Raw genomic sequence first — 16,927 nt, forward strand, 5'->3', positions numbered from 1 at the left:
AAATCTAACGCCTGAGTCAAGCCGTGCCGCGAAGCGGCGTCGGCCTGAATGAATTGTTAGGCATGCGCACTATTGCGCCTGCCAATTAACCGCCACGCAGGTGGAGACTGCATCCGCTTGCTGCGCACGACACGGCCAGTTGTGAGATGAACGAAAGCGATAAGCATAGGGCAAATCAAGTTGCTGCTGATTCAATCTCCGTCCTTGTATCTTGTTCTGCGCTTTAGCCACTTTTTGTGATGCCCCAGCGCTCAAAGATTGACCACCTTCAGGCCGCTGCTGTTGTCTGGGTCCGATAGAAGTCCTTCGAGCTTTTTGACTTGAGTATGCGGCGTAGCAATTGCCAGCAAGCGCTGGGCACGTGATGCACCCACGTAAAGCTTGCGAAGATCCTCTGCCATAGAGGCGGGGGCGCCGGTTTCAAGGTGCTCGATAATGCCCTTCGCCTTTGCGGTTGAGAGCACTACACATACCGCTGGGAATTCGGCCCCCTTGACGCTATGGATGGTTCGAGCTGAATGACCATTTAATAGGGGCGGCCGCAAGGCCTCTGCCAGCTTTTCATGACGCTTTAAAACCTGCTTGATTGATCTGTCTCCACCTGGGGGCAGTTTTCCTCTCAGAATTTCCCGCGCCTCGTCCAACCAGCCGTCCGCGTCTTTGTGTCTCTCTTGTTCAAATCGCAACTGCTTGCCAAGCCTGAGCATATTAGGACGCCAAGATTGATACTTGTCATCAACAGCATCCATGTGCTGACGATAGGTCTTCCGTGCGAGATGGCCCTCCAGGGTTAACACGACGCGATGCATTTCCTCGAGTGCATCTTGCCGGCCGCCTAGTTCGAATGATGAATGTAAGTCGCCGATGGCAGCTGCCAAGCGGCAGGCCAGATGTCCGGACCCATTGTCGACAGGCAAGCCCAGCGCACGGGACGCGCTGAGGCGGGTCGCCGCGACTACGGGGCAGTCCTTCGCTGAAATCTTCATCTGGGCCACGAGCGATCCGAAGTATTCGCCGACGGCCGAAGGGACACTCTGCCCTTTATAAGCCAGCAAGTAGACCGGACTGAGTTCAGCGCGATGCTCGCCTAGTGCTTCTTCGTAGGGACGCCCGGGCTCCGGCCTCTTTAGGCGCGAGATCGCACTCACGATGTGCTGACTCGACCGGAAATTCCCCGTAAGCGACAAGCGTCGGTCTTTCCCAAATTTTTCCGCAAAGGCTCTCAACTCCGTGGATACCCCACCTCGAAAGCCATAGATCGACTGCTGGGGGTCACAGATGACCTTCACAGGGATGCCAGCGCTGAGGAACCATTCAATGATGCGGAGATCATCGGGATTACAGTCTTGAGCCTCGTCGACAATGATCTCGCCGAACCTTGCGACTAAGGCTTTCGCTAGAGGCGAGTCATTATTTAGTGCCTTGAGACGCCCCAGCGCCAACAGGCGCGCATCCTGGTAGTCAAGCTCACCACGCGCCCTGAAGCGCGCTCGCATGGATTTTGCCGCAGTCAAGTGTGCCTTCGACAAAGAGTCGATCCCCAACTCTTTCAGTTCTTTAGGGATAGCCTCTCCAGTCTCTCGGTCGAAACACTTCAACGGAATCGGCCTAGCCTTATCAAACGGTTTAACCTCCCGGAGCTCCAGATCCGGGATTAGCCTTGGCCGGGCCAGCGAACCTGGGATACCAAATGGCGCCACGAGAACTCGCCACAGGAAGCTGTCGAAGGTTCCGATGAAGTGCGGCATGACTGGGGATGGCAAGAGCCCTTCACGGCGCAGGCGAACATCCAACTCTGACACTGCAACTTCAGTGAATGACAAAAACGCGATGCCGCGCTTCCATCCCTTCCTGTCCAGCAGATGGCGCGCTCTTTCGATCAGCACCCGGGTTTTTCCCGCACCTGGGCACGCCGTAACAAACGCTGAGCCATCGAAGGTGATGACCGTCGCTTGCTCAGCGGTCGGTTTGAATGCCTTCGTCATCGGACCAGCGCCTCAATGGCGACCCGCAGGTAGTCCGGAACCTTGAAGTCCTTAGCCTCCCGCAGACTCTCGGCCAGAGTCTGTGCAAAATCGCCCTTCGGGGTGTTGACAAAGAGCCGCTGGATAGCACGAGCTTTGGCCTCACGGTCAGCGTTCGCCAAGGCGTTCGTCCAGTTGGATTCCGATCTGGGGTGAGCCTTCAGGTAGGCAGCCTTCAGCAGCTCCTCATTGCCCGTTAGCGCAAGCTCGGACTCCAGCGAAAAGTCGTTCACCGATACATCAAGGAAGTCGCCAGCACCTTGCTCGGCCGCAAATGCCAAGAGTTCCGCCCTTCGGCTTGCGCCAGGGCTGAGCTGACCACTCTTCAAGTCCCATCCGTCACCATCAGTGATCGCAACCACGCGATCAGCAATTCGAGCGCCCTGGTGATGCGTGAGCAGCAGTTGCGCATAGGGCATGAAGTCCACGCCCTCAATGGGAACGAAGATGGCCGAGCGGAAGAGTCGCAGCTTCTCGACTTGGTCGTTCAGGACAAACTTCCTGGCAATGACAGGAAGCAGGAGTGCTTCGGCTATACCCTCGACAAGGACGACGCGCCCTCCGAATAGCAAGGCCGATTTGGTGACATCCAGATAGCGGTCGACTTTCCTCCGAGAAATGCCGTCGAGCGCGAGCTCACCGAGCGGCACACAACGGGATGCGCGTCGCTGCACTACTGACATCTTGAATTGCACCTCCAACGGAGCTGCCGGCGCAGCTGCTATTGCCGGGTGAACAGCCTTAGGTAACTCTGTCTCCGGTTGCCTGGACGCAGAGGGAGATGCGGCAATCGGCTTAGGCAATTCGCCGGTAACGCTCACAACAGTTGTGGGCACATCCGCCTGCATCGTAGGCAACTGCACAGAAGCAACTGCGAGGGCATCCGCCGCATCTGGCACGTCGTCCCAGTCTGCTTCGGGAACTGCGGACTCATCTGCAGCCGTCGTCTCAAGCACTGCCGCCGTGCGAAAGACGACGATTTTCTGGTTCTGCACCCAGGCAGAGAGGTTTGGAGAATGTGTGGCGACGACCACCTGTACCCGGCCGGCGGGCGCATCAAGCGGAACCTTCCGCGACTTAGACTTCTCGGCTTGGTCCTCAAGGAAGCCAAGCACCGCGGCCTGAAGCTGGGGATGAAGATGGGCCTCCGGCTCCTCGACCAGAAATAGCGTCAGGTCCACGTCATGCGAGCGCTCCAGCTCGATGGCGATCGTCGCCATGAACAAGAGATTGGCGTAGCCGTGACCCGAGTACCGCAGGTCCTCAGGCTCTAGCCCATGGTCTGCCAACTTGAATCGCAAGTCGCGCGCTATGTCGATCAGGTTTTCGTCGTTTGCGAAGCCCAATGCACTGCCCTGTCGACGCACACCGCCAGTCAACGCCTCCAGATTTCCGTCTACGGCACTTCCAACCCGGGTCAGTATGTCCGATGAGGTTGTTCGGCGAAGCTCTGCCGCGACGTCCTCTGCCTTCTGATTTCCCATGAAGTGGTTCAGAAGCGCATGAATTCGAGTCGGATTACCAGACGCCAGAGCGCGCTTGGCATCCCGCAGCGGAGGCAGATAGACATGTCGAATGGTGTCATGCGCACCAGGCTCCGGTGTCTCTCTGTGCGGACCAGCCCAAAGCCGCGGCCGTACTACTGACTTCCCGCCCGACGCGGCGTACTGCAAGCCGAATTTGCATGAAGACATAGAGTCATCGGTAACGGCGCTGAGAAGGCGACCCGCTTGACCAGGGCTCAGGTCTTCAAAGAGTGCCTCGAGTTCGAAGTCGGGGCGGACGCTGCCAAACCTAACATCTGTTGACTCGCAATACAGCTCACGACGGCCGCTCAACGGGAGCGTTAGAAGTCGCATTGCGTCAATCGCATTGCTCTTGCCACCGTTGTTTTCGCCTACGAAGACAGTTAGGTCCTCATAAAGCGGTATCTCAATCTGATCGAACGAGCGAAAATTCTTCGCCGTCAGCTTCCTCAAGTACACCGGTTCTCCCCCAGAGGCCCTTAAGCCCTTTGTGTGTTCGTAGTTATTCCATGGTCGGTCTATCTTCCAGTCGACTCGCCGCCGAGCCAGATGCCGAGAACATGACTACCTGCCGCGCCTCGAGGCAGCAAGGCTTAGCACGCGGCATCCGCATCGTTCCCCTCCCACCTGCATGACTGGTTCGCCATCGACGGCGGTCGTCACTGCTGCCGCGCCGACCGGTGAGCCAATGACGGCTTCCTGCAAGGAACCGTGAGACCGGTAAGTTGCCGCGAATGACGGCAAGCGCTGCAAAGCAAAAATTTAACTGCGTCAAGCGAACTTCCGATCTTGGTCGAAAGAAGCCGGTAACACATATGGATAATAAACGAAACAAATAATTGCGTCTCCGCTTCGCGGACCGCACTGCTCCAGGTTCGCTATCCACTCATCCCTGACGGGACTGGCATTCGCCAGCCTTCCACATCCCTGACGCCTACGGCCCGGCTTCCAGCTTCGGGCCTGCGCGCTTGCGCTTGCGTGCGGTTTGCACATCGTGGCGGCCGTTGCCATGTCCAGCCGTGTCTCCTGACTCCATCACCTTGCTCGCGACTGTAGCCCGTGGCCGCGTGCCGTCAAGGCGCGCCAGGCCGTGTCCTCGGCTGCGCCTGCGGGCCGCTCCACCCTGACGCTTTTCTCCTTGACGGCCCCCGTCCGTGGGCTCCTGACCGTCGCGGGCGATGAACTCAGGAAAGACGGTGGCAACAGGGCCAACCGGGTTCTTCGTGCCAACCGCACCGAACAGCCACAAAGGCTGGGCTCCGAATCTTGGAATCCGGTGTGCGGTGTGAACAGCAAACCCTTTTCGTCAGGAGTAAAGACCATGCTTGCATCCCGTTTCGCTTCCCATTCCCCGGTACTGCGCAGCGATTCCCCGCTGTCCGACGACCAGATTCACCGCGTGGCCCCGTCCATCTTCGCGGACGCCCCGCATGAGAGCCGTTCCGAGCGGTACAGCTATATCCCCACCGCCGCCGTGCTGACCGAACTGCGCAAGGAAGGGTTTCAGCCCTTCATGGTGGCGCAGACCCGCACCCGCGTTGCCGACCGGCGCGACTTCACCAAGCACATGATTCGCCTGCGCCATGCCAGCCAGATCAACGGCGCGGAAGCCAACGAAATCGTGCTGCTCAACTCCCATGACGGCACCAGTAGCTATCAGATGCTGGCCGGCATGTTCCGCTTTGTCTGCGCCAATGGCCTTGTCTGCGGCGACACCGTGGCCGATGTGCGCATTCCCCACAAAGGCGATGTGGCCGGTTCCGTTATCGAAGGCGCTTATGAGGTATTGAGCGGCTTCGAGCGGGTGAAAGAGAACCGCGAAGCCATGCGGGCCGTGACGCTCGACGATGGCGAAGCCGAGGTATTCGCCCGCGCCGCGCTGGCCTTGAAATACGACGACCCGGACAAGCCCGCGCCGGTGTCCGAATCGCAAATCCTGATGCCGCGCCGCTTCGTCGACCGCCGCCCGGACTTGTGGAGCGTATTCAACCGCGCCCAGGAGAACCTGACCAAAGGCGGCTTGTCCGGGCGCAGCGCCAACGGACGCCGCCAGCGCACCCGCCCCGTACAGGGCATTGATTCCGATGTGCGCCTGAACCGCGCCCTGTGGCTGCTGGCCGATGGCCTGCGCCAGTTGAAAGCCTGATTCCCCTACGCGGCAGGGGCAGGCAGCAACCCTTGCCGCGTCATTCGCTGCTGCATTCCATCCTCGCAAGGAGTCATCACCATGAACGCCACCAACCACACCGAGACCCAAGCCATCCACGCCGCCGCCAGCGCCGCACCTGCCATCCCGCTCGAAGCCGCCGACCCCACCAAGAACCTGATTCTGGTGCCGCTGTCGCGGCTGGTATCGCGCCCCAAGGGCTGCAACGTGCGCAAGAGCCCGCGCATGTCCATTCCCGAACTCGCCGCCAGCATCCAGCGTGTCGGCCTGCTGCAAAACCTGATCGTCACCGCGACCGCTGACGGCGAGCAATACGAAGTCGTGGCCGGTGGCCGTCGCCTTGCCGCCTTGAAGCTGCTGGCGAAGAAGCGCCGCATCAGCAAGGAATGGGAAGTGCCTTGCCTGCGGGTGGCCAACGCCACTGCCCGCACGGCGAGCCTCACCGAGAACGTGCAGCGTGAAGCCATGCACCCGGCAGACCAGTTCGAAGCCTTCGCCGCGCTGGTGATGGATGGCCGCAGCATTGAGGACATAGCGGCAGATTTCAGCGTCACGCCGCTGGTGGTGCAGCGTCGTTTGAAACTCGCCAACGTGTCGCCGCGCCTGCTGGCCGACTACCGGGCCGAAGCCGTCAGCCTTGACCAGTTGATGGCCCTTGCGATTACCGACGACCATGCCGCGCAGGAAGCCGCGTTCTACGATGCGCCGACATGGCAGCGCCATCCCTCGTACTTGCGCGAACGCCTGACCGAGCGGGAAATGGATGCCCATCACCATCCGCTGGTGCGCTTCGTCGGGCTGGACGCCTACGAAGCCGCAGGCGGTGGCATCCGTCGCGACTTGTTTGCCGAAGGTGATACCGGCGTGTATCTGACCGATGCGGCGCTGCTGGAACGGCTGGCGCAGGACAAGCTGGCAGGTATTGCCGCCGAGGTGAAGGCCGAGGGATGGGCATGGGTGGATGCCACGCCTTCTGTCACCCATGCCGACCTTCATACCTTCCAGCGCGCCCCGAGGGAGCGCCGCGAACCGAACAAGCGCGAAGCCGCCCGCATCGAGACGCTGCAAGCCAAGCTGCACGCACTGGCCGAAGCCGTGGATGCCGCGCTGGACGCCGACGACGAAGACAAGGCCGACGCCTTGCAGGAGGAAGGCGAACGCCTGGGCGAGCAGTTGCAGGCGTTGGAAGATGGCTTGCAGGACTACAGCGCGACCGTGAAGGCCGCAGCCGGTGCCATCGTCACTATCGACCGCAACGGCGCAGCCGTCGTGCATCGTGGCCTGATGCGGGAAGCCGAAGCCCGCGCACTGCGCACGCTGGAACGCTTGCGGCAGGGGTTCGGCAGCGAAGGCGAAGCCGGGAACGACGACGAGGAAGAAGCCGACGGCGCACCCAAGACCGCCTCTATGTCCGACCGGCTGGCGCAGCGCCTGAGCACCCACCGCACCGCCGCGCTGCAAATCGAAGTCACCCGGCATCCGCAAGTGGCACTGGCGGCGCTGGTGCATGGCATGGTGCAGACCGTCTTGCAGGAAAGCCGCTACGGCCTGAACCGTGACAGCCTGCCGCTGGGCGTGCGCCTGACCGTGCAAGACAGGCTCGAAGGCATGGCCCCGGACTGGCCGGAATCGCCTGCTGCCGTGGCGCTGCGCGAACTGCAACAGGTGGCAGGCGATGCCTTGCCGCAGGACAGCGCCGAACTGTTCGCCGCATTGCTGGCAAAGCCGCAGGATGAACTGGTGCGGCTGCTGGCCGTGTGCGTGGCGTCCACGGTGGACGTAGTGACGCCACGCGCCACGGCGCAGCAACCGGGTGCGGAACTGGCGCAGGCCGTGGGGCTGGATATGGCCGCATGGTGGCAGCCGACCGCCGAAGGCTACTTCAAGCACGTTTCCAAGGCCGCGATTCTGGACGCCGTGGGCGAGTTTGCGCCAGAGCATGTCACCCGGCTGGCGAAGTTGAAGAAGGCCGACATTGCCAGCGAAGCCGAACGGCTGGCCGATGGCACTGGCTGGATGCCTGCCATCTTCCGCGCCGAAGGCCCGCAGCAGGATGCGCAGGCCGTGGCAGATAATGAAGACGCCGAAGCACCGGAAGTTGCCGCTATGGCGGATGAATCGACGCAGCCCGAGCGACAGGCCGCGTGATCTCTCCATCCATGCAAGCAAGCGCCTTGGTTTCGGCCAAGGCGGTTTGCTGCCCAATCAGCACCGGCCCCAAGCCGTGCCGCCTTGGGGCCGGTGGTCAAAAATCCGGGCACGGCAGTGGCCACGCCCGGTTCCAAGGCCCAGCGATAGCATGGCAGGTCAACGACCTGCCAGAGTGTTAAGCACAAAGTCGGCGCGCTGCGCTACGCCGACCTTGGGCAGCAGCGATACCGCATAGCCCAGCGCCGGATAAGCGTGCTGGAGCCGCTCGAATTCGATCAGGGCGGCATCCATGTCGTGGCGGCGCTCCGCATCCTGCACATAGATGTCGGGCCAGGGTGGCGCGAGGAAAACGCACGGGTGGTAGCGGTACTGCTGACCGAGAGTGTCCAGCACAGGTTCGCCGGTCAATGCCTGGAGTGCTGCCGCCGCGTCGATCAGGCCACGGTCAAAGAACACCCATTGCGAGCCGTCGCGTGATGCATGGGCATGGTCATCCAGCGCCATGTCGATGGCCCGGCGCAGGAAGGCCGTCATGTCGAGCCACGGCAGGGCTCGGCCGCCTGTGCGGGTTTGTTCCTGCACGATGCGCCGTCCGGGTTCTTCGACAACGGCATGGCCGCGTTGCTGGAGTTCGGCCAGCAGGGTTGATTTGCCGCCGCCCGAGCAGCCGGAAATGATGACGAAGGGGTTCATGGTGTCGGTGTCCGATTAATAAGTGGGTTTAGCTGTGCTGGCCAGCGGTGGGGAACGTCGGGCGTGTCGGCGCATCGCGCCGCCGGGCTTTCGGGCTGCGCCCCGTTCCGCCAAGCCGTCACGGCCATGAGGCATCAATCCCTCACGCCTTCGCGCCTGCGGCGCTGCGCGCTACCGCTTGCGAGATAAGGGCCTCGCCGCATTGGGCAGGGCTGGTGGGGCTACGCCCCGGCTTGCCGCAGCAGGTTGTGCAAAAGCGTCTCGTGTCCGACGCTGGCGGTTCGTTGCCTGTTCGTCACGAAGGACGGTTCACGGACACGTCGCCCGGCCTTGCTATGGGGATTCCACGCCACGCCTCAAGCATGTGCCGCGAGCGGTGGCAGGGGGGCGCTCTGGCCTTGTCGTCGGCGCATTGACCTGGCTCGTGTCAGAGCGCAAGTCGGTGAAGCCGTCGCGCGGGGATGCCGAGTCGGCCATGTCTCCATTCGGGAGCGGTCGGCCTGTACGTCCTTGTCCTTGTCGTGAATCCTGGCGGTGGCGCGGCTGCGCCTTGGGCTTCATGGCCGCAACCTTGCAGCGCAAACAATTTCCCCTGCGCTGCGCGCATTCCTCGCGGGCCAAATTGTGTACGCTTCCAGGTTCTCCACGGTGTTGCGACCGCTGCGCGGTGCGGCCCGCCCATCCCCCGCCGGGCGGATCACAACAAGGACGCACTGACGCGACCTTGATTCACCCGAAAGGAGAAAACATCATGGCTAACATCGGCACCTTCACCGCAGACAAAGACGGCTACACCGGCACGCTGCGCACCCTAACGCTCAACGTCAAGGTCAAGCTGGTTCCCAACGACAAGGGCAATACCGAGAGCGCCCCCGACTTCCGCCTCCAAGCGGCAGGCCACGACTTCGGCGCAGCGTGGAAGAAAACCACCGAGGCCGGGCGGGATTACCTGTCGGTGGCCATCGACGATCCTTCGTTCCCGGCGACGGTCTATGCCCGCCTGATCGAAGGCGAGAACGGCACGCACGACCTGATCTGGTCGCGCAGCAAGCCCAGGGCGGCCTGACGGCCGCCGCGCCCCGCCCATAGTGGCGGGGCACAGATCTATGCACGCATGACCTTATTCCAGTCGATGCTATGACCAGCAGCTTCAAGCTCACGCGCAAGCGCCTGTTTCCAGCCTCCGCCGCTATCCATCGTCTCCCAAACAACACCGGCAAAATCGCTTGGAATCTCCACTGCGCCGCGCTTGAGAGCACATACCTTTTCTCTGCCCAGGCGACCAATAAAATATCCCAACTCCAAAAGCACATTTTGTCGTGCCCTGGGTTCAGGCGTTCCTCCTTTTACGCAGCCCTCATCGTCAGGTGTAAGCAGGACTACTGCGAAACCAACGTCACTGTGAGCAACTACTTTTTCGATAATTGTTCGTCCTTGGTTAGCCTGTTCGTGCAAGATGATGGCTTCAAGTCCAATGCGCTCAAGAAATCGCGCCACTGTTTCACGAGCGCCATCATCGTGGCCATGCACAATAAATACCTTGCGCGAAAACTGAGCTTTTAACATGGTCTCTGTGTTTCCCTTGGCCTGGATATAATTCTTGTAATCGCGCACAAATGGAATGATTAGCTGGCCAGTAAGTGCGTGGATTCCAGCAATGATCTTCTTGCCAGAATAGAAAAAATGGTGCCCGAAGTCGGTAGCATAACTAGGGTCTGCCGCCAGCTTCTCAATCAAAAGCAACGTCAACCCCAACACCTGTCTGGGCTCATCTGGCCAAACAAGCCGGGCGCTCCCAACCATGCTGCCCCCGGTTTTTTCGCTTTCAGCGATGAACGCTTCTACGTCGAGGCCTTCCGTGAGCTTGGCGTTGTACGGCTCAAGGTCAGGATGTCGTAGCAGTTGAGCAATTTTCTTGAGAGGTCTTTCGTAGGTTTGAAGCTGCGACGCCTGCAAATCTAGGACTGCATTATTTATTTCCGAGAATATGTCTTGAGCCATTACTCATCCTCACCCGGCTTCAATCTGGCTTCGGCCGCTTTTTGAAGGATGCTCTCTCGATACTTTTCCTTCATTTGATCTGCAAGAGGCCCGACAATAGGGTTTGCAGAATATTCTCCTACGCGCTCGTCGATCATTCGATTGACCGACTGAATTGCAGCCTCAATGCTGGCGGGATCATTTGGATCAAAGTTTACGACCCCCAGTTCGCCGTCTAACTCGCTCAAGGCGCGCTGCGCATCTTTCAGATTCTTCTGGAGTTTATCCAGTCCAGTAATTTTGAACATGACTCACCTCCAGTTAGTTTTTCGAAGCTTCGGAGAATGATGAGATTTCCTGGGCAACATGATCCATTAGTTCTCGAGCGTTTTGGTGATCACTACCTGCATACGTCAGGACTAGCAACGTAAGTGGATGAACATTCAGCAAGGCACATAGATCTTCTATTTTATTCAATGTTGGGCTTTTCAGTCCTCGCTCCAGAGAGCTGAGGTAGGTGCGGCTGGACACATCTGAGAACGCCTCTTGGCTCAGGCCACGCGCCTTCCTGATCCGCCGCAGTGCATCGGGCAACGATGGCTTGCGCGTTGTCATTCTGGACTCTCCCCAAAATCCAGAATGACAACTCGTTGCGCCCTATAGGGCTACAATCTATAGTATTCATTTTGATGCGTTTGTGCCTTTACGGAACTCCGTATCGGCGGGTTTCCTCCAAACCGGAGAGCTTGAATCGTGTCTTTCCTGACTTCCGCACATACGCCTTCGTGCCTTTACACTTCTGTGCATGCGTGGTCATGCGCTTGTGTGCTTTCGTGGGAAGGCCGGAAAGCGTCTTGGCGGTTTTGCGCATCCGTGGGAGTGCAGCCATGAAGCCGCTCATCACCGCCGACGAGCGCACGCGCTTGCTGGCCAACGGCCAGGCCCGCGCTGCCGGCCAAGTCATCGACCCATTGCCTGTGGTGCGGCTGTTCACGCCGGATGCGCACGCGACCTGGCTGCTGGCGTCGCTCGATCCTGCGGATGGCGACACCTGCTATGGATTGATTGACCTCGGCATCGGGATGCCGGCGCTGGGCACGGTCAAGCTGTCCGACCTGGCCGGCATCGTCGGGCCGCGCAAGCAGCCCGTGATGCGCGATTGCTACTTTCAGGCGACGCGGCCGCTGTCGGAGTACGTTCGACTGGCTCAGGAAGACGGTTCGACACCGGACTGATGCAGGCCCGCGCGGCGAGGCCAAGCGCAGCGCATTGTGACTATTTCCGTCTCACTCAAGACCCATCTGGTCTGAATCCACACTCTTGCACCGAAGCGGTGCAAGCCTGCTATAAACAGTCATGGTCTTTGGCCCGGGCTGCGGCACGGTATCGGCTGCTGACCGTCAATTCCAGGCGGCGCAGCCGTCGCATTCAGACGATTTTCGCAATGCACCGGAGCCAATCGGACTTGATACCCGCAGTTTCAGCTTAACCCGATCACGATGACGTTTTGATGTTGAAACGGTGGCTCCCGCACGCCGAAAGCCGCAGCGACGTTCCTGCTGACTGACAGGAGGTTGCGTCATGGCTGGCCCGAGTGCCGTACATCGAGAACATTGGTATCCGACCGCCGCGTATCTCTACACGCTGCACCTTGATGGCCCGGCCTTGGCCTGGGAGTACCTGCGCCGCGATCCCAACTACCGGCTCGACTGGCTGCGCCGTCGCCGCCGCCCGGATGCAGCGCACGCCTGGGGCCTGCGCCTGCTGGAAGACCCGGCCCTGGACGCGCGCGACGCGCATCCGGCCTGGTTCCCCGATCACGGCAGCGTGGTGCAGCTTTATCCCGATGCCGACCCGCCGCCCGAAGCCTACGCCTTCGAGTTCTGGCGCCTCCCCGGCCGCAAGCACCTGATCCACGACGGCGAGCGCCTGGTGCTGGTGTCACGCTGGCCCGGCTGCTGCCTGCGGCTCGCGCTGGCGCCGGGCCTGGAAGACGGCATGGCTTACCTCTACGCCACCCGCGCCTGCGCCACACCTTGCGCGCGCTATCAGGCACTGGTGGCCGAGTTGGATAAGCTGGCGGCGCTGCCGGATGCCGTGCCTGCGGCAGCGGCCCGTTCCCGGCCCACGCTCGCGGCGGTGCAGGAACTGCACACGCTCCAAGCGCTCGACGCGACCCTGGCGGGCGCGTCTTTGCGTGAGGTGGCCGAAGGGTTGTTCGGCGTGGATGCCGTGGCCGCCGACTGGCACGCCGACAGCGCCTTGCGTGCCCGCGTGCGGCGGCTGGTGCGTCGCGGCGAGGCGCTGATGCGCGGCGGCTATCGCAGCCTGGCGCAGCTTGCGCCAGTTGCATCGTAGTGAGGGGGGACGTTTTGCAGCCCCTGCAATTCGTCCCTTAGCAGGAAGCCTGAATTTCTCGAAAGTGCCTCCATCCGGTCGCGTGGTGTGGCCGGGCTTGATGGAGGTAAATCCCATGCGACCCGCTCCCTTGCGGCCCTCTGTAACCGCTCCTTCCGCTGTTGTCGCTGCGCCCGCGCAGCCTCAACGCTACCTGACCAACGACGAAGCCGCCGACTACCTGCGGCTGTCGCCCCGCACGCTGGAGAAACAGCGCGTGATCGGCGGCGGGCCGAAGTTCCGCAAGTTCGGCCGGCGCGTCATGTACGCCGTGGCCGACCTGGATGCCTGGGCCGATGCGCGCAGCTTCGATGCCACCTCCGACCCGGAGTACGCCGAGCGTCATGCGGGTGACTACCGTGACCGCCGCTGATCGCAGGTTCACGGGTAGCCGCCGTCATGTCCAGTTCCGCGCTGCTGTCCTGGCAGCCGCCGATGCGGGAGCGCGAACAGCTCGACCTGTTCCGCGCCTTGCCGGGCGACATGGCGCCGCGCGACAGCCAGGACTTGATGGCCTATCCGTTCTTCTCGCTGGCGAAATCCAAGCGGGTCAAACCCATCGACTTCCGGGCGGGAAACGTGACGATTCGCGTGGAAGGCACGCAGGAGCATGGCATTGCCACCATCTGGGATGCCGACATCCTGATCTGGGCCGCCAGCCAGATCGTGGAAGCGAAGGACGCGGGCCTGCGGCCGTCGCGGCTGATGCACGCCACGCCTTACGAGATCCTGCGCTTCATCGGGCGCGGCACCGGCTCACGCGACTACCAGCGACTCAAGGCGGCACTCGACCGACTGCAATCGACCACGGTGGCCACATCCATCCGCGAGACGACCGGAAGGCGCTTGCACCGTTTCTCGTGGATCAACGAGTGGAAGGAACTGGCCGACGCCAGCGGCACGCCATTGGGCATCGAACTGATCCTGCCGGACTGGTTCTACGCGGGCGTGCTCGATGCTGCCCTGGTACTGACCATCGACCCGGCGTATTTCCGGCTCACGGGCGGCATCGAACGCTGGCTGTACCGCCTGGTGCGCAAGCACGGCGGCAGGCAGGAATACGGCTGGCAGTTCGACTTCCGTTACCTGCACCAGAAATCGGGCAGCAGCACGCGATTCTCGGATTTTGCCTACGACTTGCGTGCCCTGGTCGCCCGGCAATCCCTGCCAGGGTACGAGCTGGGCATCGTGCGGATTCCCGAGGACGACGTGGAATTGCTGACCTTCCGGCCCGTGCCGTCCACGGCACGGGGATAACTGGTGGACAAGCTGTGAATAGTGTCGTGCTATCAGGAGTAAGGGGTATCGTGCTATCGGGAGTACGACTATCGTGCTATCAGGAGTACGAAAACGCCGGAAAGCCAATAACGGCGCGGGTTTGCGCGCCCTCTAACATACCTAACTTAAATTCTCTAACTTTTAGTAGAGAAGCGCCGTTGCGGTGGACAACTGGCGAAAGGCAAAAAGCGCCGCCAATCCGAAGGCAAGACCAGCCCCAACACCAACCCCATTCGGCAAGGCAAAACCGCGCCGGCTTTCCAGATCGGAGGGCTGCGCCATGATCGTCGCCTTGCTCAACCAGAAAGGCGGCGTCGGCAAGACGACGCTCGCCACCCACATCGCGGGCGAACTGGCGATGCGTGGGCAGTCGGTTATCCTGCTGGATGCCGACCCGCAGGGCTCTTCGCTGGACTGGACGCAGCGCAGAAGCCAGCAGGGCTTGCCCCGGCTGTTCAGCGCCGTGGGGCTGGCAAGGGAAACCCTGCATCAGGAAGCGCCAGAACTCGCCAGGAGGGCCGATCATGTCGTCATTGATGGCCCACCCAGGATTGCCGCCTTGGCGCGCTCCGCGCTGCTGGCAGCCGAGCAGGTGCTGATCCCGGTCCAGCCCAGCCCGTATGACCTGTGGGCCAGCGCCGAAATGGTGGCACTGATCCGTGAAGCGCAGGTGTTCCGGCCGCAGCTAGCAGCGGCCTTTGTCATCAACCGGCGCGTCAGCACCACGGTGATCGGTCGGGAGGCACGGCAGTCGCTGGCCGAACAACCGCTGCCGGCGCTGCGTGCGGAGGTTCGGCAAAGGATCGTCTTCGCAGACAGCGTGGCCGCTGGCCGGCTTGCACGCGAGACGGCGCCCGACAGCGCCGCCGCACGCGAGATCAACGCACTGGTGGACGAACTGCTGCGGTGGCCGACATGACAGCGAAGCTGCCACCGAACAGCAAGCGCAGGGCAAAGCGTGTCGGCATCGGTGCGCGCCCGCCTGCGAATCCGCACGCCGAGGCGTGGATTCGCCAGGGCGATGCCGATGCGCTCAACAAAGGCGACCTCTACACCGCACGCCTGACGCTCGACGTGACGCCCGCGCTGCGCGCGCGCGTCAAGGTGTCGGCCTTCACGCGGGGCGTGACCGTGGCCGACCTGCTGCGCGGCCTGCTGGAACGAGAGTTCCCCGACAACCGCACGGAGACCACGCCATGAACGTAACCGCTGCACCCGCCGCGAACACGGCTACGGATCCCACATCGACCACGCCAGCGCCTTCGCCTTCGACACTCGCTGGCCAGGCCGGCAGCGTGCCGCTGACCCGCGTGTCGCTCGCCTACATCGAGCCGCGCTTCAAGCTCTATCTGCGTTTTGGCGTACCGGCGCGCACGCTCCTGCTCGACCGCTGGCGGCGCTGCGCGGTGTTCCTGCCTGGCGCGACGTTCTGCCGCATCCGCTGGCACGCCAACGACTACGGCACGATCCGCTGGCAGCTCATGGTGATGCAGGCCGGCACGCCGCTGGACGACGTGCAGCGCATTCCTGGCGTACAGCCTGGTGCGCGTCTGCTGCTGCACGCCGAGGGTGACGCCAACGTGCGCGCCGTGCTGGAACGTATCGACCGCATTGAGGCATTGGGTATCGCCACCATCGACGTGTCGCCCGCGTACTGGCGCACGCTGGGCAACCGTCTGGCGGCCCGCCTGCCGCTACCCGAATACACCACCGAACGGCATGCCGCCTGGCTGGCTGGGAGGATGCTGCCATGACCGCTGACGCCGCCACCGCGCGCGCACCCGAAACCGCGTCGCATCCTCTCTCGCGCCTGCGCGCTCGCATCGTGCTGGCGGGCTTCGCCGCTGTCGGCCTTGCTGCGCTGGCCTGGGCGGCGTTCGTGCAGCCGCCGCCACGCCTGATCTACAACCCATCCGACAGCGTTCCGGTCGGTTGGTATCGCGTGCAGCCGGTCGACCATCGGGTCGCCTCGCTACCGCGTCCCTTGTCCGTGGGCAGCATCGTCCTGACCCGATTGCCCGCCGACGCTGCCGCGCTCGCAGCGCAGCGCGGCTACCTGCCGACGCGCATTCCGCTGCTCAAACGTGTGGGGGCGGTCGCCCCGCAACACGTCTGCATCGTTGCCGGGCAGGTACGCATCGACGGCGTGCCTTCGGCCACCGTGCTGCCTGCCGACCGACTGGGCCGGCCGCTGTCATTTTGGCCGCAATGCCGCCACCTTGGGCCTGGCGAACTGTTCTTGTTGAGCGCGACCAATCCGGCATCGTTCGACAGCCGCTATTTTGGGCCGGTCAGTGCATCCGCCGTGATCGGCGTCGCGCATCCGGTCTGGCTGGAGACACGCCCATGATGGCCGCCGATTCGCTGCACGTTGTCGTGCATCTCATCGTGCCATCGGGCATGTCGATCCAGTGGCTTTCCGCATGTCGTCGCGTGTGCAGTGCGAGTGCATCTGCACCGCACGTCGCGCTGTCTCCGGCGTAGCCGTCCAACGTGCAGGCGTCTTGCCTCGAACGCGCCCGGTCTACGGCCATCGGCATGCCCATCTGCGCGTTCGCCGGCGGGCTGGCTGCAAGCAGCGCAGCGCCGCCGGGCCGCCGACGCCTGGAGCACCAGCGACAGGCAAAGGCGGAAGGCAAGACAAAAGGACGCGGCACCGGGCCGCGTCGAAAGCCAGTCTGCACGTGGGGGTGGCGCGGCACGGAGCGGCT

The 16,927-nt window shown here is 62.3% G+C and carries 19 protein-coding genes; 11 read left to right on the top strand and 8 right to left on the bottom strand.

Annotation, left to right across the window (positions count from 1 at the left end):
- Positions 1-251: 251 nt before the first annotated feature.
- From ACYVI2_RS18410 to ACYVI2_RS18420, 3 genes are all read right to left on the bottom strand, one after another.
- A complete protein-coding gene (locus ACYVI2_RS18410) occupies positions 252-1,985 on the bottom strand; it encodes a UvrD-helicase domain-containing protein (protein WP_415816212.1) in 1,734 nt (577 codons plus the stop codon).
- A complete protein-coding gene (locus tag ACYVI2_RS18415; RefSeq protein ID WP_415816214.1) occupies positions 1,982-4,003 on the bottom strand; it encodes an ATP-dependent nuclease in 2,022 nt (673 codons plus the stop codon). Before ACYVI2_RS18415 ends, ACYVI2_RS18410 begins: the two co-directional genes overlap by 4 nt.
- A 481-nt stretch (positions 4,004-4,484) precedes the next feature.
- The gene (locus ACYVI2_RS18420) at positions 4,485-4,799 is read right to left on the bottom strand and encodes a hypothetical protein (protein WP_415816216.1); all 315 of its coding nucleotides are present in this window, start codon (positions 4,797-4,799) and stop codon (positions 4,485-4,487) included.
- Positions 4,800-4,871: 72 nt separating this feature from the next.
- Here ACYVI2_RS18420 and ACYVI2_RS18425 point away from each other — a divergent pair, with 72 nt between their 5' ends.
- A complete protein-coding gene (locus ACYVI2_RS18425; RefSeq protein ID WP_415816218.1) occupies positions 4,872-5,696 on the top strand; it encodes a DUF932 domain-containing protein in 825 nt (274 codons plus the stop codon).
- Between the two features lie 81 nt (positions 5,697-5,777).
- Positions 5,778-7,865 (top strand): ParB/RepB/Spo0J family partition protein, encoded by a 2,088-nt coding sequence (locus ACYVI2_RS18430; RefSeq protein ID WP_415816220.1) that lies wholly within the window; start codon positions 5,778-5,780, stop codon positions 7,863-7,865.
- A gap of 159 nt (positions 7,866-8,024) precedes the next feature.
- Here ACYVI2_RS18430 and ACYVI2_RS18435 read toward each other — a convergent pair whose 3' ends face one another.
- Positions 8,025-8,561 (bottom strand): AAA family ATPase, encoded by a 537-nt coding sequence (locus tag ACYVI2_RS18435; protein ID WP_415816222.1) that lies wholly within the window; start codon positions 8,559-8,561, stop codon positions 8,025-8,027.
- A gap of 751 nt (positions 8,562-9,312) precedes the next feature.
- Between ACYVI2_RS18435 and ACYVI2_RS18440 the strand changes: the two genes are divergently transcribed.
- Complete coding sequence (locus ACYVI2_RS18440) at positions 9,313-9,627, top strand: DUF736 domain-containing protein (RefSeq protein WP_415816224.1); 315 nt, start codon at positions 9,313-9,315, stop codon at positions 9,625-9,627.
- A gap of 38 nt (positions 9,628-9,665) precedes the next feature.
- On the opposite strand, the gene ACYVI2_RS18445 is transcribed toward ACYVI2_RS18440, so the two are convergent.
- The 3 genes from ACYVI2_RS18445 to ACYVI2_RS18455 are packed head-to-tail and all read right to left on the bottom strand — an operon-like array spanning position 9,666 to position 11,156.
- Positions 9,666-10,562, bottom strand: coding sequence for a TIR domain-containing protein (locus ACYVI2_RS18445; RefSeq protein WP_415816226.1), 897 nt, complete (start codon positions 10,560-10,562; stop codon positions 9,666-9,668).
- Entirely contained in the window at positions 10,562-10,849 is a 288-nt protein-coding gene (locus tag ACYVI2_RS18450) for a hypothetical protein (RefSeq protein ID WP_415816230.1), read from the bottom strand. Before ACYVI2_RS18450 ends, ACYVI2_RS18445 begins: the two co-directional genes overlap by 1 nt.
- A gap of 13 nt (positions 10,850-10,862) precedes the next feature.
- A complete protein-coding gene (locus ACYVI2_RS18455; protein ID WP_415816232.1) occupies positions 10,863-11,156 on the bottom strand; it encodes a helix-turn-helix domain-containing protein in 294 nt (97 codons plus the stop codon).
- 272 nt (positions 11,157-11,428) lie between these two features.
- On the opposite strand from ACYVI2_RS18455, the gene ACYVI2_RS18460 reads away from it, so the two are divergent.
- From ACYVI2_RS18460 to ACYVI2_RS18475, 4 genes are all read left to right on the top strand, one after another.
- A complete protein-coding gene (locus ACYVI2_RS18460) occupies positions 11,429-11,776 on the top strand; it encodes a DUF2958 domain-containing protein (RefSeq protein ID WP_415816234.1) in 348 nt (115 codons plus the stop codon).
- Between the two features lie 346 nt (positions 11,777-12,122).
- Positions 12,123-12,899 carry a DUF2285 domain-containing protein gene (locus tag ACYVI2_RS18465; protein ID WP_415816236.1) on the top strand — a complete coding sequence of 259 codons (777 nt, stop codon included), beginning with the start codon at positions 12,123-12,125 and terminating at the stop codon, positions 12,897-12,899.
- A 115-nt stretch (positions 12,900-13,014) separates the two neighbouring features.
- The gene (locus tag ACYVI2_RS18470) at positions 13,015-13,311 is read left to right on the top strand and encodes a helix-turn-helix transcriptional regulator (protein WP_415816516.1); all 297 of its coding nucleotides are present in this window, start codon (positions 13,015-13,017) and stop codon (positions 13,309-13,311) included.
- 26 nt (positions 13,312-13,337) lie between these two features.
- Positions 13,338-14,195, top strand: a complete 858-nt coding sequence (locus ACYVI2_RS18475; RefSeq protein ID WP_415816238.1) for a replication initiator protein A — start codon at positions 13,338-13,340, stop codon at positions 14,193-14,195.
- A 162-nt stretch (positions 14,196-14,357) separates the two neighbouring features.
- Here ACYVI2_RS18475 and ACYVI2_RS18480 read toward each other — a convergent pair whose 3' ends face one another.
- Positions 14,358-14,498 carry a hypothetical protein gene (locus ACYVI2_RS18480; protein WP_415816240.1) on the bottom strand — a complete coding sequence of 47 codons (141 nt, stop codon included), beginning with the start codon at positions 14,496-14,498 and terminating at the stop codon, positions 14,358-14,360.
- Here ACYVI2_RS18480 and parA point away from each other — a divergent pair.
- The 4 genes from parA to ACYVI2_RS18500 are packed head-to-tail and all read left to right on the top strand — an operon-like array spanning position 14,497 to position 16,566.
- Complete coding sequence (gene parA / locus ACYVI2_RS18485; protein ID WP_415816242.1) at positions 14,497-15,135, top strand: ParA family partition ATPase; 639 nt, start codon at positions 14,497-14,499, stop codon at positions 15,133-15,135. The two genes, ACYVI2_RS18480 and parA, sit on opposite strands and share 2 nt — an antisense overlap.
- A complete protein-coding gene (locus tag ACYVI2_RS18490; protein WP_415816244.1) occupies positions 15,132-15,416 on the top strand; it encodes a chromosome partitioning protein ParB in 285 nt (94 codons plus the stop codon). Before parA ends, ACYVI2_RS18490 begins: the two co-directional genes overlap by 4 nt.
- The gene (locus ACYVI2_RS18495) at positions 15,413-15,970 is read left to right on the top strand and encodes a DUF2840 domain-containing protein (protein ID WP_415816246.1); all 558 of its coding nucleotides are present in this window, start codon (positions 15,413-15,415) and stop codon (positions 15,968-15,970) included. The genes ACYVI2_RS18490 and ACYVI2_RS18495 overlap by 4 nt, the downstream gene beginning before the upstream one ends.
- The gene (locus ACYVI2_RS18500) at positions 15,967-16,566 is read left to right on the top strand and encodes a S26 family signal peptidase (RefSeq protein ID WP_415816248.1); all 600 of its coding nucleotides are present in this window, start codon (positions 15,967-15,969) and stop codon (positions 16,564-16,566) included. The genes ACYVI2_RS18495 and ACYVI2_RS18500 overlap by 4 nt, the downstream gene beginning before the upstream one ends.
- The last annotated feature ends 361 nt before the right edge of the window (positions 16,567-16,927 follow it).

The sequence above is a fragment of the Bordetella tumbae genome (assembly GCF_054780995.1).